The organism is Microbacterium esteraromaticum (genome assembly GCF_900163815.1).
GTDB classification, from domain to species: domain Bacteria; phylum Actinomycetota; class Actinomycetes; order Actinomycetales; family Microbacteriaceae; genus Microbacterium; species Microbacterium esteraromaticum_B.
The window spans coordinates 16,811-34,586 of record NZ_FUKO01000035.1 but is presented as its reverse complement, the minus strand read 5'-3'; the positions used below and the strand labels follow the sequence as shown (position 1 = coordinate 34,586).

The 17,776-nt window shown below is 68.0% G+C and carries 18 protein-coding genes; 11 read left to right on the top strand and 7 right to left on the bottom strand.

What is annotated here, in order from left to right:
- From FM104_RS13915 to FM104_RS13895, 5 genes are all read left to right on the top strand, one after another.
- On the top strand, nt 1–566 hold a 566-nt coding region (locus tag FM104_RS13915; protein ID WP_143738429.1), incomplete at its 5' end, for an ABC transporter ATP-binding protein.
- Between the two features lie 43 nt (nt 567–609).
- The gene (locus FM104_RS13910; protein ID WP_087132830.1) at nt 610–1,641 is read left to right on the top strand and encodes an iron-siderophore ABC transporter substrate-binding protein; all 1,032 of its coding nucleotides are present in this window, start codon (nt 610–612) and stop codon (nt 1,639–1,641) included.
- The gene (locus FM104_RS13905; RefSeq protein WP_087132829.1) at nt 1,638–3,659 is read left to right on the top strand and encodes an iron ABC transporter permease; all 2,022 of its coding nucleotides are present in this window, start codon (nt 1,638–1,640) and stop codon (nt 3,657–3,659) included. The genes FM104_RS13910 and FM104_RS13905 overlap by 4 nt, the downstream gene beginning before the upstream one ends.
- A gap of 71 nt (nt 3,660–3,730) precedes the next feature.
- A complete protein-coding gene (locus tag FM104_RS13900) occupies nt 3,731–4,399 on the top strand; it encodes a GTP pyrophosphokinase (protein WP_087132828.1) in 669 nt (222 codons plus the stop codon).
- A 37-nt stretch (nt 4,400–4,436) separates the two neighbouring features.
- Nucleotides 4,437–4,703, top strand: coding sequence for a hypothetical protein (locus FM104_RS13895; RefSeq protein WP_087132827.1), 267 nt, complete (start codon nt 4,437–4,439; stop codon nt 4,701–4,703).
- A 54-nt stretch (nt 4,704–4,757) separates the two neighbouring features.
- Here FM104_RS13895 and FM104_RS13890 read toward each other — a convergent pair whose 3' ends face one another.
- Complete coding sequence (locus tag FM104_RS13890; protein WP_087132826.1) at nt 4,758–5,972, bottom strand: amidohydrolase; 1,215 nt, start codon at nt 5,970–5,972, stop codon at nt 4,758–4,760.
- 116 nt (nt 5,973–6,088) lie between these two features.
- Between FM104_RS13890 and FM104_RS13885 the strand changes: the two genes are divergently transcribed.
- Nucleotides 6,089–7,291 (top strand): MFS transporter, encoded by a 1,203-nt coding sequence (locus tag FM104_RS13885; protein WP_256971676.1) that lies wholly within the window; start codon nt 6,089–6,091, stop codon nt 7,289–7,291.
- Nucleotides 7,292–7,454: 163 nt separating this feature from the next.
- On the opposite strand, the gene FM104_RS13880 is transcribed toward FM104_RS13885, so the two are convergent.
- The 3 genes from FM104_RS13880 to FM104_RS13870 all read right to left on the bottom strand — a co-directional run bounded on the left by FM104_RS13880 (nt 7,455) and on the right by FM104_RS13870 (nt 11,348).
- On the bottom strand, nt 7,455–8,462 hold the full coding sequence (locus FM104_RS13880) for a LacI family DNA-binding transcriptional regulator (RefSeq protein WP_087132825.1): 1,008 nt from the start codon (nt 8,460–8,462) through the stop codon (nt 7,455–7,457).
- A gap of 195 nt (nt 8,463–8,657) precedes the next feature.
- Nucleotides 8,658–10,319: a glycoside hydrolase family 13 protein gene (locus FM104_RS13875; RefSeq protein ID WP_087132824.1), complete on the bottom strand. Its 1,662-nt coding sequence runs from the start codon at nt 10,317–10,319 to the stop codon at nt 8,658–8,660.
- A 99-nt stretch (nt 10,320–10,418) separates the two neighbouring features.
- Nucleotides 10,419–11,348 (bottom strand): 2-hydroxyacid dehydrogenase, encoded by a 930-nt coding sequence (locus FM104_RS13870; RefSeq protein ID WP_256971675.1) that lies wholly within the window; start codon nt 11,346–11,348, stop codon nt 10,419–10,421.
- A gap of 108 nt (nt 11,349–11,456) precedes the next feature.
- Between FM104_RS13870 and FM104_RS13865 the strand changes: the two genes are divergently transcribed.
- Nucleotides 11,457–11,882: a DUF1761 domain-containing protein gene (locus FM104_RS13865; RefSeq protein ID WP_087132823.1), complete on the top strand. Its 426-nt coding sequence runs from the start codon at nt 11,457–11,459 to the stop codon at nt 11,880–11,882.
- A 42-nt stretch (nt 11,883–11,924) separates the two neighbouring features.
- Here the strand turns inward: FM104_RS13865 and purQ are convergent, their stop codons facing one another.
- Both purQ and purS read right to left on the bottom strand, forming a co-directional pair.
- Entirely contained in the window at nt 11,925–12,632 is a 708-nt protein-coding gene (purQ, locus tag FM104_RS13860) for a phosphoribosylformylglycinamidine synthase subunit PurQ (RefSeq protein ID WP_087132822.1), read from the bottom strand.
- Nucleotides 12,629–12,877, bottom strand: coding sequence for a phosphoribosylformylglycinamidine synthase subunit PurS (gene purS / locus FM104_RS13855; RefSeq protein ID WP_087132821.1), 249 nt, complete (start codon nt 12,875–12,877; stop codon nt 12,629–12,631). The genes purQ and purS overlap by 4 nt, the downstream gene beginning before the upstream one ends.
- A 307-nt stretch (nt 12,878–13,184) precedes the next feature.
- On the opposite strand from purS, the gene FM104_RS13850 reads away from it, so the two are divergent.
- A complete protein-coding gene (locus FM104_RS13850; protein WP_179206813.1) occupies nt 13,185–13,853 on the top strand; it encodes a MerR family transcriptional regulator in 669 nt (222 codons plus the stop codon).
- Between the two features lie 15 nt (nt 13,854–13,868).
- Here the strand turns inward: FM104_RS13850 and FM104_RS13845 are convergent, their stop codons facing one another.
- A complete protein-coding gene (locus FM104_RS13845) occupies nt 13,869–14,387 on the bottom strand; it encodes an adenine phosphoribosyltransferase (protein WP_087132819.1) in 519 nt (172 codons plus the stop codon).
- Between the two features lie 149 nt (nt 14,388–14,536).
- Here FM104_RS13845 and FM104_RS13840 point away from each other — a divergent pair, with 149 nt between their 5' ends.
- From FM104_RS13840 to FM104_RS13830, 3 genes are read left to right on the top strand one after another with little or no spacing between them, the layout of a single operon-like run.
- A complete protein-coding gene (locus tag FM104_RS13840; protein WP_087132818.1) occupies nt 14,537–15,958 on the top strand; it encodes a GH1 family beta-glucosidase in 1,422 nt (473 codons plus the stop codon).
- Complete coding sequence (locus FM104_RS13835) at nt 15,921–16,964, top strand: LacI family DNA-binding transcriptional regulator (RefSeq protein ID WP_256971674.1); 1,044 nt, start codon at nt 15,921–15,923, stop codon at nt 16,962–16,964. The genes FM104_RS13840 and FM104_RS13835 overlap by 38 nt, the downstream gene beginning before the upstream one ends.
- A gap of 40 nt (nt 16,965–17,004) precedes the next feature.
- Complete coding sequence (locus FM104_RS13830; RefSeq protein ID WP_087132816.1) at nt 17,005–17,775, top strand: LamB/YcsF family protein; 771 nt, start codon at nt 17,005–17,007, stop codon at nt 17,773–17,775.
- Nucleotide 17,776 lies beyond the last annotated feature (1 nt).

The window sequence follows — 17,776 nt, the reverse complement described above, 5'->3', positions numbered from 1 at the left end:
GCAGAAACACGCGCCTAGATCAAGATCCCATCCACTCCTTTTGGCCTATAGCCCGGCATCCGCACCGAGGGCGCTTCGCGCAGACGACGGATGCCGATCGGCGGGCCATCGCCGGTGCCCTCGCACTCACCGGGCTCGACGAGATGGCCCACCGCGCTGTCGACGAACTCTCCGGCGGAGAGTTGCAGCGGGTGTGGCTGGCGACGGCGCTCGCCCAGGACACCGGCATCCTGCTGCTCGACGAGCCCACGAACCACCTCGATCTGCGGTACCAGATCGAAACGCTCGACCTCATCTGCGACCTCGCGGACCGCGGCACCGCGGTGGGCGTCGTGCTGCACGACCTCGATCACGCGGCCGCCGTCGCGGATGAGGTCGTGCTGATGCACCGCGGTCGCGTGCATGCGGCCGGAATGCCCGCCGAGGTGCTCACGTCTGCGCTGCTCTCCGAGGTGTACGGTCTGCCCATTGATGCCGACGTCGACGCGCGCACCGGTCGTGTGCACGTCGCACCACGCGGCAGACACCACAATCGTGTCCGGCGCCTCACTGCCGTCCCCGCCTGACCACATCCCCGCTTTTGCTTCGCCCACTTTGGAGACCCTTTCGATGAACAAGCCCCTCGCAGCCCTTGCCGCCCTCGGCGCGCTCACCCTCGCGCTCACCGCGTGCGGCACGACACAGGCCTACCCGAAGCCCGCTGACGAGAAGGCGCCGACCGCTTCCGGGGCCGGTTGCGACACCGACACCACGACCACCGCCACTGGTGCGGTCGAGCTCACCGACGCATTCGGGCGCTCCGTGAAGCTCGACAAGCCCGCCTCGAAGGTGGCCGTGCTCGAATGGCAGCAGATCGAAGACGTCCTCTCGCTGTGCCTGACGCCGGTCGCGGTGGCGGATGCTGACGGCTACCGCACCTGGGACACGGCCGAGAAGCTGCCCGAAGACGTCAAGGATGTCGGCACCCGCCAGGAGCCGAACCTCGATGCGCTGTTCGCCGCAGAGCCAGACCTGGTCATCGTGGAGGCCTACACGCGCGATGACGCGATCATCGCGCAGCTCGAGAAGTACGGCGTTCCGGTGCTGGCGACGCTCGGCGCCGACGCGAAGGATCCGATCGCGCAGATGCTGAGCACGTTCGATCTGATCGCTCAGGCGACCGGTCGCGGAGAGCGCGCCGAGACGGTCACTGCGGAGTTCGACACGAAGCTGGCTGAGGCGAAGGATGCCGTGGCCGACGCCTCGCTCGACGGGCACGACTTCGTGTTCTTCGACGGCTGGGTCGACGGCGGCAACGTCTCGCTGCGTCCGTTCGGCAAGGGTTCGCTGATCGGCGACCTGGGTGAGCAACTCGGGCTGAAGAACGCCTGGACCGGCGAGGTCGACGCAGCCTACGGGCTCGGACAGACCGACATCGAGGGCATGACGACCATCGGCGACGCGACGCTGCTGCACACCGGCACGAACGACCCCGACTCGGAGAGCTTCATCGACGCCGCCGCGAAGAACCCGGCCTGGGCTTCGATCCCCGCGGTGAAGGAAGACCGCATCCACGCCTTCCCCGCCGGCATCTGGACCTTCGGCGGCCCGCGTTCGGCCGAGCAGATCATCGACGCCTACGTCGACGTGATGACGAAGTGACCTCGCGGCCACGAAGCGCGCGCTTCGCGGCATCCGGTACTGCTGTCGGCGTGCTGCTCGCGCTCGTGGTGCTGCTCGTTGTGGCATCCGCATGGCATCTCACCCAGGGCACCAGTGGCCAGGTCTTCGCCGAGCCCGACATCCTGTTCGGCTCCCGCCTGCCGCGGCTCGCCGCGGGTGTCGCCGTGGGGATTGCGCTGGGCGTGGCGGGGCTGCTCATGCAGTCGCTCTCTCGCAACCCGCTCGCCTCTCCCGACACGCTCGGTGTCACCGCCGGCGCCTACTTCGCGATCACCGCGATCACGGCGTTCGGGCTGAGCGTGCCGATCTGGGCGTCCGGCATCGTCGCGTTCATCGGCGGGCTGCTCGCCGCAGCGCTCGTGCTGGGCCTCGCCGGAGGAGCGGCGTCATCGACGACCCGGCTCGTGCTCGCCGGATCTGCCCTGGCGATGGCACTGCAGGCGGGAACCTCCACCCTGCTCGTGCTCTTCGACGAAGAGACCAAGGGGCTGTTCGCGTGGGGAAGCGGCAGCCTGTCGCAGCTGGGCCTCGACAACTTCGCGCGCGTGGCTCCCGTCATCGCGGTCGCGCTCGCCGCCACCTTCCTGATGACCCGCCGCCTGAATGTGCTCGCTTTGGGCGATGACACCGCGTCGTCGCTGGGCGTGCCGATCCGCTCGACGCGCGTCTTCGGCATCCTGCTGTCGGTGCTGCTCACCGCTGCCGCCGTGACGCTCGCCGGCCCCGTCGGATTCGTCGGACTCTGCGCCCCGGTGCTCGCCCGACTGCTCTCGCGGATCGTGCCCGCACTCGGCAAGCACGGACTGCTGATTCCGGCATCCGGCCTCATCGGCGCTCTCGTCGTGATTCTGGCGGATGCCGTGCTGCGCGCGATCATCGGCGCCGAGGGCGCCATCGCCGTGCCCACCGGCGTGGCGACCACGATCCTCGGCGCGATCGTGCTCGTCGTCATGGCCCGCCGTCTGCGCGATGCCGGGCCGACCCGTCAGCCGCCGATGATCCGCTTCGGCGTGCGCAGCACCCGGCGCTTCGTCATCGTGCTTGCCATCGGAATCGCGGGGCTCGCGACCGTCATTCTGATCGGGATGCTGGTCGGCGCCACCCCGCTGCTCACCGGCGACATCCTGCTCTGGCTGCAGCAGCAGGCGCCACCGGTGGTGTCGTTCGCGCTGGACGAGCGCTCGCCGCGGGTGATCGCGGCCGTGATCGCGGGCGCCGCCCTCGCGCTGGCCGGAACCATCACCCAAGCCGTCAGCCGCAACCCGCTCGCCGAGCCGGGCCTGCTCGGCATCACCGGCGGCGCCGGACTCGGCGCGGTGCTCATCGTCACCAGCGCGTGGGCATCGACGTTCGGGATGCTGGCCGCCGCTGTCATCGGTGCCCTGCTCGCCTTCCTGCTCGTATACGGCCTGGCGTGGAAGGGCGGGATCAGCGCCGATCGGTTCATTCTGATCGGCATCGGAGTCTCGTACGGCGCGACGGCTCTCACGACTTTCGTGCTGCTGCGCGCGAACCCGTGGGACACCCCGAAGATCTACACCTGGCTTTCTGGCACCACGTACGGCCGCCTCTGGGAGCAGGTGATCCCGCTGGCGATCGTGCTGCTCGTCGCGCTGCCGTTCGTGATCTCGCAGCGACGCGAGCTCGACATCGTCACGATGGATGAAGACACGCCGCGTCTGCTCGGCATCCGCCTCGAGCGCACTCGACTGGCGCTCCTCGCGACCGCCGCGCTGCTGGCGGCGCTGAGCGTGCTGGCAGTCGGCGTGGTCGGCTTCGTGGGGCTGGTCGCGCCGCACGCTGCGCGTGCCCTGGTGGGCTCGCGGCACGCGCGGGTGATCCCGGTCGCGGTGGTGCTCGGTGCGGTGCTCGTCGGGGTGGCGGATGCTGTCGGCCGCAGCATTCTGGCGCCCGCCCAGCTTCCCGCTGGGCTGGTCGTCGCACTGCTGGGAGCGCCGTACTTCGTCTGGCTGCTGTGGCGTTCGCGGGACGCGTAGCATCCGCATTCGGGGTCTGTTCGACCCGAGATATCCAGCCGATTCCGATCACGAATGCGTAGCGTCGAAGTATGACGACCGTTTCGGTGGACGATGCCGCGATCGCAGAGGCGAAGCAGCTGCGCGACGCATTCCAGAGGTTTCTGCGCGAATACGAATTCGGGATGCGCGAGGTCGAGACGAAGATCTCGATTCTGCAGGACGAGTTCACGCACATGCACGCGTACAACCCGATCGAGCATGTGAAGAGTCGCTTGAAATCGCCCGACAGTATCGTCGAGAAGGTGGCGCGGCGCGGCATCGAAGCCGACTTCGAGTCGATCCGCGAGGTGATCACCGACATCGCCGGAGTGCGCGTCACCTGCAGCTTCGTCAGCGATGTGTATCGACTGTTCGACCTGCTCACCCAGCAGGATGACATCACGGTGCGCGTGGTGAAGGACTACATCGCCGCGCCCAAATCGAACGGCTATCGCAGCCTGCACGCGATCATCGAGGTGCCGGTGTTCCTCTCGACGGGCACGGTCTCGGTGCCGGTCGAGGTGCAGTTCCGCACCATCGCGATGGACTTCTGGGCGAGCCTCGAGCACAAGATCCACTACAAGTTCGACGGAAATGTGCCGTCGCACCTCGTGCAGAGCCTCACCGACGCGGCGGATGCTGCCGGCGAGCTCGACCTGCGCATGGAGCGCCTGCATCGCGAGGCGCATGAGATCAACCAGAAGGTCATCGAAGCCTGAGGGGCGCGGCCGCACCGAGGATGCGATGATATTGGTGATGCACGACACTGACACGCTGATCGAATCCGACGAGAAGCTCGACACGATCGAGCTGCCTTCGCTGGACGGCGACGGCAAGCCCCGCTGCGAATGCGACCACGGTACCGAGACCGACTACATCGCATGCGGACGGCGTGCCCGCTGGCGCGTCAGCATCGACTGCGCGTGCGGCGAAGGGCATCCGCGCGTCGTCGAGATCCTCTGCTCGCGCTGCCTGCGCACGCTGCGCCGCGGCGACGAGACGATCACCGTCCGCCCCCTGTAGCCGCCAGTTGGGTCCCTGAGCCCGTCGAAGGGCCAGCCCTCCAGACGTGAAGGCTTACGCCAAGAACTCGCGTGCAGCCATGACGAGAGCCGTCACGCCGATCTCGATGGTGGGGTGGATGACCGGCGCGTAGTACGGCGAATGATTCGTAGGGATGCTGCTGTTGACCGTGTCGTTCGCCAACGCGTCGGCGAACGCAACCGGGTCTGCGCCGCCCCAGAACCAGAACACCAGCGGCACGCCGGCATCCCGAGCGAACCACGAGACGTCCTCGCTGCCGGTGAACAATCCGGGGTCGATCACGGACTGCTCGCCGAAGGCGCTCTGGAACGCTGCAGTGAGGCGTGCCGTGGCATCCGCATCGTTGATCGTGGCCGGCAGGGTGTGCAGCGTCATGATCTCGGGTTCGCGCTCGGCGCCTGAGGCGATGGCCTCGGCGTGCACGATCCGCCCCACCTTCTCGAGCAGCTTCTCGCGCAGATGCTCGTCTGGGTATCGCAGGCTGAGCTGCAACGTGGCATCCGCCGGGATGATGTTGTTCTTCGTGCCGGCATGGAACGACCCCACCGTCACCACGGCGAGTTCCTGCGGGTCTATCTCTCGAGAGACCACCGTCTGCAGACGCATCACGGTTGCCGCCGCCATCACGATCGGATCGATCGTCGCGTGCGGTCGCGAACCGTGTCCGCCGCGTCCATGCATGACGATTTGAAGGCCGTCGGATGCTGACATCTGCGGGCCCGGACGCACACCGATCACCCCAGCAGGCAGCGGCACGACGTGCTGGCCCAGCACGATATCGGGTCGCGGGAAGCGGTCCAGCGCGCCGTCGTCGAGCATCGCCCGTGCACCGGACCCGTACTCTTCTGCGGGCTGGATGACGATGACGAGCGTGCCCTGCCACGCTGCGCGCTCGGCGACGAGGCGCTCGACGGTGCCGATCATCGCCGTCACGTGCATGTCGTGCCCGCAGGCGTGCATGATCGGCACGGTGATGCCATCGGGGTCGACGCCGGTCGCGGTCGATGCGTAGTCGAGGCCGGTGCTCTCGGCGACGGGCAGGCCGTCCATGTCGGCGCGGAGCCAGACGACGGGGCCCTCACCGTTGGTGAGCACGCCGATCACCCCGGTGACGCCGATGCCCTCGTGCACATCCAGGCCCAGATCGCGAAGGTGACCTGCGGCGATGCCGGCTGTGCGCGTCTCCTGGAACGACAGCTCCGGATGCTGGTGCAAGTCGATGTAGAGCGCTTCGAGATCGACGGTCATGGCCTGAGCATAGTCATCGCGCTCGCCTCTGGGGCCCTGAGCTTGTCGAAGTGGGCGACCAGCCGATGGGCGCCCCAGCCACCCAGTCTGGTTGGATGGATCAGTGATGATCTGTGGTGACTAGCGAGGCGCGTCCAGCCGGGTTCGGTGCTCTGCTGTGGTTGGCGCTGGCGACTTTCTCGATGGGTATCGATGGGTACGTGCTGGCGGGGCTGCTGCCTCAGATCGCCGATGACCTTGACGTATCGAACGCGGCCGCCGGGCAGCTCGTCGCGATCTTCGCGCTGACTGCGGCGGTGGCGGGACCGGTGCTCAGCGCCCTCACCGGGGCCTGGGAGCGCAAGGCCGTGATCGCCGGTTCGTTGGCGCTATTCGTCATCGGTAATCTGGTGATCGCACTGGCTCCCACTTATGCCATCGCGATGGCCGGCCGCATCGTCTCGGCGGTCGGCGGCGCGCTGCTCACCGCGGTGGTGAGCGCCTACGTCCTCGCCAAGAGCCAGCCGGACCGCCGGGGGCGTGCACTGTCTTTCGTCGTCGGCGGATTCCTCGTAGCCACCGCGCTCGGCGTGCCGGTTGGCCTGGTCATCGGTCAGCTGGACTGGCGACTGCCGCTCTACCTCGTCGCAGTCGTAGGCACGATCGCGTTGATCGGCATCCTGATCAACGTGCCGAAGCTGCACCTGCCCGCACTGTCTCTGCGCGAGACGCTGCGTCCGCTGAAGCAGCCGGTGCTCATCGGGGCGATCCTCGTCGCCACCGGCATCATGTGCGCCAGCTATCTCTGCTTCACCTACGCCACGCTGATCTTCGGTCCCCGCGTCGACGGCGCCGCGGCCATCATCGCCGCCATGTTCGGCTACGGCTTGGTGAGCCTGATCGGCAACATCATCTCCGGACGCGCGAATGACCGTTTCGCTCCGGTCAGCGTGATCACGCTCATCATCGGCGTGCTCATCGCCGTCGCTCTGCTCGGCACCGCCGGACTGATGCTTCCCGGCTTTGGCGGCGCGGTCGCAGCCTTCGCCTGGTTCTTCGCCTGCGCACTGTTCAACGGAGGTTCCGGCGTCGCGCTGCAGTCGCGGCTCGGCGACCTCGCGCCCGGGTCGATGGCTCTGGTGCTCGCGCTGAATGCCAGCGGGATGCAGTTGGGCTCTGCCCTCGGTGGGATCCTGGGCGGCGCGCTGCTGGTCGCGGGTCTTCCTGCGGATGGGCTGGTCCCGGCATCCGCCGTCGTGCTCGTCGTGACGCTGGTGCTGCACCTGGGCATCTCACGTGCCGCGCGGCGACGAGGTCGCACGCCCGCGCTCGCCGCCTGAGCGCGGCTACTGCCGCTCCACCCCACGACCTGGTTCCCGCCGACTCCCATCCCGTCGAGAAACCACTTCCTGCACGAGAAACCACCTGCCACGTGGTTTTTCGGACGGCAAGTGGTTTCTCGGTGAAGAAGGGGCGCGAAGCGGCGAGGTCGCGTGCCGCGGCTCAGCGGGCGCGGGCCGTCGTCCCGCGGACGATGAGCTCGAAGGGCAGATCGCCGCCGACTGCGGCATCCGGCTCTCCCTCGAGCTGGGCGAGGATCGCGCCCGCGGCCCGCTCGCCCTGCCCCAGCGGGAACTGATCGACCGTGGTCAACTGGAAGAACTCGCCCAACTCGTGACCGTCGATTCCGACGACCGAGAGATCTCCTGGCACGTGGAATCCGAGCTCACGGGCGGCGAGGATCGCCCCGATCGCCATTTCATCGGATGCTGCGAAGATCGCCGTCGGCCGAGGCCCCGGTCTGCCCAGCAGCTGCTTGGCTGCGCGGAAGCCGCCATCGACGGTGAAGTCGGCGGGTTCGAGGAACGCCGTGGTCGGCGGAATCCCGGCATCCGTCAGCGCCTGTTCGAAGCCGAGCCGACGCTGGGTCGGGATGTGGAAGTCCCGGTCGAACTCGGCACTCGCGCCGATATGGGCGATGTCGCGATGGCCGAGACCGATGAGGTGCTCGGTCGCCAGCCGAGCGACGGTCAGATCATCAACGGTCAGAGTCGGCAGGCGCGGGTTCGGCCCGCCGATCGCGACAACGGGCAGCCCCAGGGCGAGCAGCTGCCCGGTCTCGTCGTCGTTCAGCTCGATGGAGACGGCGATCACGGCATCCACTCGTTGACGACGCAGGAACGTCGAGAACACCTCGTGCCGCACGCTGTCGTCAGCGGTGATGTTGTACAGAGTGATGTCGTAATCGGCGCGCATCAGGGCGCTCGACGCTCCCGACAGCACCGTGCTGAAGAACCAGTGATCGAGAAACGGCACGACCACGCCGACGTTCTGCGTGCGGCCGGATGCCAGGCTCGACGCCCGCGATGAGACCACGTAACCGAGACTCTCCGCCGCCGTCTGCACCCGCTCTCGCGACGCTGGCGACACGTGCCCGCGGCCGCTGAGCGCGCGTGACACCGTCGCGGTCGACACCCCGGCGAGCTTCGCCACCTCGTCGATACTCACCACGTCACACGCTCCCTGTGCTGCTCGTGTCTGTTCGGCCGGATCCCAGCCGGGGTCCCAGCCCGGGTCCCGTCCCGGGTCCCAGCCCGAGTCCCGTCCCGCGTCCAGCCCCGTGAGAAACCATACTGCGCGTGAGAAACCACGTCCCACGCGGTTTCTCACGCAGGAAGTGGTTTCTCAAGGGATGGCCGGATGCTGTCAGGCGCGCGTGAACCAGGCAGACGCGTTCGGAGGCAGTGCCGTGCCGTCGAACGGCTCGCTCTGCGCGACGAAAGCGACGCCGTCGCCCAGTGCGATCGGCGCATCGCCGAGGTTGGCGACGACGTGCAGGTCGTCTCGGCGGAATGCCACAGCATCCGCCCCCGCGTCTTCCCACACCAGCGTGCCGGTGCCCAGCGACCGCTCGCGGCGCTCGGCGATCAGCGTCTTGTACAGGTTCAGCGTCGAGTCGGGGTCTGCCTCTTCGGTTTCGCGTGCGAAGTTCGCCCACTCCTCCGGCTGCGGCAGCCACGAAGCACCGGTGTCGTTGAAGCCGAATGCGGGAGCGTCTGCCGACCAGGGCAGCGGCACGCGGCATCCGTCTCGTCCATAGCGCTCGCCGTTCGTGCGGAACCAGGTCGGATCCTGCCGGAACTCGTCGGGGATCTCCATCGCCTCGGGAAGCCCGAGTTCCTCGCCCTGGTACACGTACGCCGAACCGGGCAGCGCGAGCATGAGCGTGGTCGCGGCACGGCCTCGGGAGAGACCGATCGCCGGGTCGGGCTTGCCGGCGGAGTTCGGCCCGAGGCCCTCGCCCTGCGGGCTGTCGGCGGTGAGCGCCAGGCGCGACGCATGCCGGATCACGTCGTGGTTCGACAGCACCCAGGTGCTCGGGGCGCCGACCGCGCCGAAAGCGTCGAGCGATTCGCGGATGACAGAGCGCAGCTCCTCGGCATCCCATGGGGTCATCAGGTACGGGAAGTTGAACGTCTGGTGCATCTCGTCGGGGCGCACCCAGAGCGCGGTCTTCTCCAGCGTCGGCAGCCACGCCTCGCCGCAGAGGGCACGGTCGCCGTCGTACTCGGCGAGCACCTTGTGCCAGTCGCGGTAGATGTCGTGCACGCCGTCCTGGCCCCAGTAGGGGACGCTCTCTTCGCCGCCGCCCATCGAGTCGGCATCGGCGACGGGGGCGTAGTCGGGCAGGCCGGCTTCTTTCACCATGCCGTGCGCCACGTCGACGCGGAACCCGTCGACGCCGCGGTCGAGCCAGAAGCGCAGGATGCTGCGGAACTCCTCGCGCACCTCTTCATTGGTCCAGTCGAAGTCGGGCTGCGTGGCGTCGAAGATGTGCAGATACCACTGGCCGGGGGTGCCGTCGGCTTCGGTGATGCGCTCCCACATGCCGCCGCCGAACACGCTCTCCCAGTTGTTCGGCGGCAGTTCGCCGTTCTCGCCGCGTCCGTCGCGGAAGACGTAGCGGGCGCGCTCGGGGCTGCCGGGGGCGGCCTTCAGCGCCTGCTGGAACCAGACGTGCTGGTCAGAGGAGTGGTTCGGCACGAGGTCGACGATGAGGCGGATGCCACGGGCGTGCGCCTCGGCGATCATCTCGTCGAAGTCGGCGAGCGTGCCGAACAGCGGGTCGACGTCGCGGTAGTCGGCGACGTCGTAACCGGCATCCATCTGCGGGCTCGTCATGAACGGGCTCAGCCAGATCGCGTCGACCCCCAGGCTCTTGAGGTCGTCGAGCCGCGCGGTGATGCCCGGCAGGTCGCCGATGCCGTCGCCGGATGCGTCCGCGAAGGACCGGGGATAGATCTGATAGATGACGGCGGTGCGCCACCACTCGGAACCGGGTGCTGCCATCTGCTCGAGCTGTGCCATGCGAACAGGCTACTGCAAGCGCTTACAGTTCGGGTAGTGCGGGCGTCGAATCGGTTCGGTTGGGTTGGCGGGGCGAGCGACGGCCGGGCAGGATGCCGCTCAGCCCGCAGGCAGCACCACGTTCACCGGCTCTTCACCGGCCAGCATCCGCTCGATCTGAGTGCGGATGAGCCGAGCGATCCGCGGGTTCATCGCCGTGGAGGCGCCCCCGACGTGCGGCGAGAGCAGCACGCCGCGCGTCGTCCAGAGTGGATGCTCCGAGGGCAGCGGCTCCTGCTCGAACACGTCGAGCGCCGCACGGATGCGCCCGGACTCCCGCTCCAGAGCATCCGTATCGATGAGCGAGCCGCGGCCGACGTTCACCAGCAGCGCGCCGTCGGGGATCTGCGACAGCAGCGTCTCATCGAAGAGGTGATGCGTCTCGCCGCCTCCGGGAAGGGTGAGCACGATGATCTCCGCATCCGCGAGCAGTGCGGGCAGTTCGTCGATCGCGTGCACGTCGATGTCGCCGATGCCCGGGTGATTCTCGTGGCGAGCCGAACGCGCCACGACGGTCAGGTCGACCTCGAAGGGCAGCAGCCGTGCCGCGATGGCCTGTCCTACGCCGCCGAACCCGACCAGCAGCACGCGCCGGTCGGCGAGGCTCTCTGCAAAGACCGGCGACCATTCACCCTCGGGCTGTGCCTGCACGAAGCGCGGGAGCTGACGCTGCGCCGCGAGCATCAGCGCGACGGCGAGCTCGGCCGTCGACGCCTCGTGCACGCTGGCGGCGTTCGCGAAGCGCAGCCCCGGCGGCAGGTGATCGGCGACGCCGTCGTACCCGATCGACTGCCCCTGCACGAGGCCGACATCGACGCCCTCGAGGGCGGAAAGCGCGCTGGTCCCGCCCATGTACGGCGGCACGACAATGTCGATGCGGTCATGCGGTGCGGGCGTCTGCATATCCCAGACGAGCAGCTCGACCCCGTCCGGAACAGCGCCGAGATTCTCAGCGAGGCGGGCGGTGGGAACAGTCACGACAAGGCTCACAGCCCGAGCCTAGCGCGGGACCGAGCGAGGGCACCCACGTCTGAACCGCACCCTATCCGCGCGCAATCGCATGCAGTAGCGTGAGCCGCATCCGATGGAGGAGGAGACATGGTTCCCGAGATCAACTATTGGGCCGTGCTGGTCGCGACCGCCTCGAGCATGATCGTCGGGGCCGTCTGGTATGCGCGGCCGGTCTTCGGTCGCCGCTGGGCGAAGCTCGCGAAGGTCGATATGAGCAGGCCCGGCAATCCGACCTGGGCACTGATCACGACGGTGCTGGTGAGCTTCGTGACCGCGTGGGTGCTGGCCGGAGCATCCGCCATCGCCTGGCACTTCTATGAGGGCTCGTACTTCTCGGCAGCGCTTGTGACCTCGATCGCGCTATGGGCCGGCTTCACCGCGGCACGCTTCATCACCCACGACGCCTTCGAAGGCAGACCGACCAACCTCACCGTGATGAACATCGCCCACGAACTCGTGACCATCGTCGTCATGGCCGTCATCATCGGCATCTGGCCGCCCGCCCTGAGCTGATCCCGGCGGAGGGCTGATCCCGGCAGAGCCGGAGAGCGGATGCTACGCGGCGACGCGCGCGACAGCCGCGATGGCGCTCTCGAAGAAGCCCAGCCCATCGACTCCGCTGCGCATCGCAGCGGTCGTGTCGGGCCCGAAGCCCGCTTCGGTGGCGTGCTCGGGGTGCGGCATGAGTCCGACCACGTTGCCTGCATCGTTCGTCACGCCTGCGATATCGCGCAGCGAGCCATTGGGGTTCACGCCGGCATAGCGGAAGGCCACCAGGCCCTCGCCCTCGAGCCGATCCAGCGTCTCGTCCGAGGCGATGTATCCGCCTTCGGCGTTCTTCAGCGGGATGACGATCTCCTGACCCGGGGTGAACGCCGTGGTCCACGCCGAGGTCGTGTTCTCGACGATCAGGCGCTGGTCGCGGCGCACGAAGTGCTGGTGGTGGTTGCGGATCAGGCCGCCCGGCAGCAGGTGCGCCTCGACGAGCATCTGAAAGCCGTTGCAGATCCCGAGAATCGGCATCCCCTTCGCAGCGGCATCCTTCACTTCGGTCATGATCGGCGACAGCGCGGCGATCGCACCGGAGCGCAGGTAGTCGCCGTAGCTGAAGCCCCCGGGGAGGACGAGCGCGTCGACCCCGTCGAGATCGTGCGAGCCGTGCCACAGGGCGACGGGCTCGGCGCCGGCGATGCGGATCGCGCGCTGTGCATCGCGATCATCGAGCGAGCCGGGGAAGGTGATGACCCCGATGCGAACGGTCACTCGGCGACCTCGACGCCCACGACGTCTTCGATGACCGAGTTGGAGAGCACATCGGCGGCGAGCGTGCGGACCTCGGCGAGAAGCTCGTCGGTGACCTCACCATCGACGGTGAGCTCGAAGCGCTTGCCGATGCGCACCTCGCTGAAAGAGGTGACGCCCAGACGTGCGAATGCGCCGGTGACAGCCTTTCCCTGCGGGTCGAGCAGTTCGGGCTTGGGCATGACGTCGACGACGATTGTGGGCATAGTGGGCTCCGGAAGTCGTGGGCGGGATCATGGCCAGTCTACCGCTCGGGCGACGACGGCCAGAGCCGGTGAACAGGACGCTGCCGAAGACGGTGCAGGGAACCCGGGCGGAGCCGGCACCCCCCGTGTGACTCCGCCCAGGCGTGTCGAGAGTCCCCACTCGTCGATTCTCTCGCCCGCAATGCCCCTCACGGCGAAAGGTGTCCCTTCATCAGCAGGTTAGAGTCAACGCGTATGGTGCGCATCGTGGAGAGTGCGCCGCGTGTTCACTCTCCAATGCGCGCATCGGATGCACCGGGGGGTACACATGAAGCTCAGCAGGCTGGCTGACGAGAGCGGCGTTCGCACGACTACTCTCAAGCACTGGATTCGGGTCGGCATCCTGCCGCCCGGCACATTGCGCAACCGCACCACGGCCTCCTACACGCAGCGGCATGTCGAACGGGCGCGACTGATCGTCGTGCTGCGCGACTCGTACGACGCTTCGACCACCGCCATCAAGAAGCTCACCGCTCTGATCGACTCTGCCGGGGTGACCACGCTCGAAGTGATGAACGCGTGTCAGGCGTTCGCACTCGGTACACCTGAGGACATCGCATCCGATCCCGAATACGCCGAGTACCGCGAGCGCACCTATGAGCTGATGCGGCGCCGCGATTGGCGCGGCTACCCGGGGGCTGCCGAGCAGGGGCTGGCGCATGCGCTGTGGCAGGCCGCGTCCGTCGGCCTCGACTGCGACCTCGATGAGCTGATGGCATACGCCGATGCGCTCGAGCCGCTCGCCGGCCGCAACATCTTGGCCCTCGGCCCGACGGGGTCGCCGGATGAGATCGCCAGGCGGATGCTGCTGGCCGTCAGCGCACGCGCGCGGCAGCTCGTCGCGGTGAGCAGCCTGGCCCACGCGGCAGCATCCGTCCGCGCGGCCATCGAACGAGGTGACGCGCCCGCCGACCTGGCGATGCCCCCGTCAGCGTGACGAGGGCGTGCAGCCTCACGCCGAGCGGAAGACTGTGTGCAGGTCGCCGATCAGCTCGCGGCCGCCGAGGCCTTCGATCTCGAACAGCACGCTGATGCCCGCGACGCTGTAGCCGAGACGATCGATGATGTGGCGACCGGCCGCGAGGGTGCCACCGGTGGCGAGCACATCATCGATGAGCAGTATGCGGGTGCCGGCGGGCAGGTCGTCGTGCATCTCGATCGTGGCGGTGCCGTATTCGAGCGAGTAGTCGACGGATGCTGCGGGGCGCGGCAGCTTGCCCGCTTTGCGGATCGGCACGAAGCCGACGCCGGCAGCGATCGCGGCGGCACCGGCGAGGATGAAGCCGCGCGCCTCGACTCCGGCGACCACATCGAAGGTGCCGAGGAACGGTTCGATGAGTGCCTGGGTGGTGACGCGGAGTGCCTCAGCATCCGCCAGCAGTGGAGTGATGTCGCGGAACAGGATGCCGGGTTCCGGGTAGTCGGGTACTGAGCGGATCAGCTCTTCGGCACGGGCCAGTTCGGGGTTCACCTGCCAAGGCTAACCGACCGCTATGCCCGCCCAGGTGGCGCAGGTGGTCGCCATATCCGTGCGGATGCGGCAATCTGCGCCACCTGAACGAAGAATCACGTAAGTGGGAGCGCTCCCAGACGCAGAGGGAAAGTGAGAGACTTAGATCCATGACTCGCTCCTTTCCCGACACCTTCCTCTTCGGCGCTGCCACGGCGGCGTATCAGATCGAGGGAGCCGCGTTCGAAGACGGCCGCACAGCATCCATCTGGGACGCCTTCGCCCGCGTACCCGGGGCGGTCGTCGGCGCCGAGAACGGCGATGTCGCCTGCGATCACTACCACCGCTACGTCGATGACGTCGCGCTGATGAAGCAGCTCGGCTTGCAGACCTACCGCTTCTCGACGTCGTGGTCACGCGTGCGCCCGGATGGCGGACCGGTGAACACCAAGGGCATCGACTTTTACAGCCGACTGGTCGACGAGCTGCTGGGCGCTGACATCGTGCCCTGGCTCACGCTGCACCACTGGGACATGCCGCAGGCCCTCGAGGAGCAGGGCGGCTGGACGAACCGCGATATCGCCGACCGATTCACCGACTACGCACTGAGCGTGCACGACGCTCTCGGCGACCGCGTGCAGCACTGGACCACCATGAACGAGCCCTGGTGCTCGTCGTTCCTCTCCTACACCGCGGGCGTGCACGCGCCGGGTCGCACCAGCGTGCTCGACGGCCTTCTCTCTTCGCACCACCTGCTGCTCTCGCACGGACGCGCGGTGCAGGCGCTGCGCGAGCGCGATGCCGACCTCGACCTGGGAATCACGCTGAACCTCACGGTGGCGGATGCCGCCGACGTGGCCGACCCACTCGACATCGACGCCGCCCGCCGGATCGACGGGCAGTTCAACCGCTGGTTCCTCGACCCCATCTTTCGCGGTTCGTACCCGGCTGACATCGTGCGCGACCTTCGCAAGGTCGACGCTGGGGCCGTTGCGGAGTGGCAGGACGCCGTGCACGACGACGACCTCGACGTGATCTCCACGCCACTGGGCGCTCTCGGCGTGAACTATTACCACGGCGAGCTGCTGTCGGGTCACCCGCAGGAAGAGGCGGAAGGCAACCCCCACGAGACCCCCGGGCAGCAGCGTCAGACGGCGTCGCCGTTCCCGTCGCACGAGGGCATTCAGTGGGTCGAGCGCGGGCTGCCGCGCACCGACATGGGCTGGGAGGTGCAGCCCGAGGGGCTCACCCGTCTGCTCGTGCGCATCGGCGAGGATTACGCACCCGAGGTGGCGCTGTACGTCACCGAGAACGGTGTCGCCTACGACGATGTCGTCGGCGACGACGGAGAGGTGGCGGATGCTGATCGTGCCGAGTTCCTCCGCGATCACGTCGCGGCGACGCTTGATGCCATCGAGCAGGGCGTCGACGTGCGCGGCTACTTCTACTGGTCGCTGATGGACAACTTCGAGTGGGCCTGGGGCTATGCCAAGCGCTTCGGGATCGTGCGCGTCGACTACGAGACGCAGCAGCGCACGGTGAAGCAGAGCGGTCATGAGTACTCTCGGATCATCGCGGCGCGGTCTGTCTGAGCCGATGCCCCGTTCCAGGATCGAAGAGGTCGCGGCGCTCGCGGGCGTCTCCCGGTCGACGGTATCGCGGGTGGTCAACGGCTCCACGTCCGTCAGCCCGGCAGCGCTCGCTGCAGTGCAGAAAGCTGTCCAGCAGCTGAACTACGCGCCCAACCGCGCGGCCCGTTCACTGGCCAGCAGACAGACGCATGCGATCGGTCTCGTGGTGCCCGAGGACACCACGCGGTTCTTCGGCGACCCGTTCCTGGCATCCGTCGTGGCGGGCATCAGCTCTCGTCTCGCCGACTCGGACTACATTCTGAATCTGCTGATCGCGAGTGATGACGTCGACGGCAAGATGACGCAGTTCGTGCGAAACGGCGGGGTGGATGCCGCGATCATCGTCTCGCACCACACCAGCGACACCTTCATCGACCGCATCGCCGAGGCGGTGCCGGTGGTGTTCGGCGGGCGCCCCACCGTCGCGCGCGAGACCGATTGCCTGGTCGACGTCGACAACGCGGAGGCTGCGCGATCGGCGACCGCGCACCTGATCGCCCTGGGTCGCCGTCGCATCGCCACCATCACCGGGACGATGACGATGAGCGTCAGCGTCGATCGTCGCGACGGGTTCCTGGCGGCTCTCGCCGATGCGGGGCTCGAATCCGCTGGCGAGGCGGACGGGGACTTCAGTGAGCGCGGCGGAGCGGTTGCCATGCACGCGCTGCTCGCGCAGGAGCAGCGGCCGGATGCTGTGTTCATCGCCAGCGACCTCATGGCGCGCGGCGCACTGGGCGTCCTGCGCGATGCCGGGCTGCGGGTGCCGGAAGATATCGCCGTGATCGGATTCGACGACTCGGCGCTGGCCGCGGCATCCGATCTGACGAGCGTGCGCCAGCCGACGTTCGAGCAGGGAGAGCTGCTGGCTGGTCTGATCATCGATGTGCTGGCGGGGCGGCATCCGGCTCCGTTGACGATCTTGCCGACCGAACTGGTGGTGCGCGGGTCGGCTCCATCAGTCGGCTGAGGCGACCCGCGTGCCCGCCGCTGCAGGCAGACTGGGGGGCATGGCATCCATCGATCTGAACTCCGACCTCGGCGAGAACACCGCCGAGAACGTCGTGAGCGACGATGCGGCCATGCTCGAGATCGTCACCAGCGCGAATGTCTCGTGCGGCGCTCATGCCGGCACGCCCGAGGGGATCAGCGCGACGTTGGCCTCGGCCGTTGCCCGCGGTGTCGTGATCGGCGCGCACCCCTCGTATCCCGACACGGCGGGCTTCGGCCGCACGCCGATGGAACTGGAATCGGCCGACCTGCAGGCGCTGCTGGAGCAGCAGCTCGGCTCGCTCATCGACGCCGCTCGATCCGTCGGCGGTGCTGTGGCCTACGTGAAGCCGCACGGTGCGCTGTACAACACGATCGCGCATGACGACCGGCAGGCGAAGGCCGTGGTCGCCGCAATCCGCGCCGTCGATCCGCAGCTGGTGCTGCTGGGCCTGGCTGGCGGTGCTGTGCTGGAGACCGCCTCGCGTGCGGGTCTGCGAGTGGCCGCCGAGGCCTTCGCTGATCGCGCCTATCTGCCGGGCGGAGCGCTCGTGCCGCGTCGTCAGGACGGCGCCGTGCTGCATGACGCGCGCATAGTGGCCGAACGGATGCTGCGCTTCGCCGAGTCCGGCACGATTCGCGCCGTGGATGGCACGGACGTGCACCTGGCCGCACAATCGATCTGCGTGCACGGCGACAGCCCCGGCGCCGTCGCGATGGCGATCGAGATTCGTCGTCTTCTGGAAGCATCGGGCGTGACGATCGCCCCCTTCGCTGCACGGAGCGTCTGAC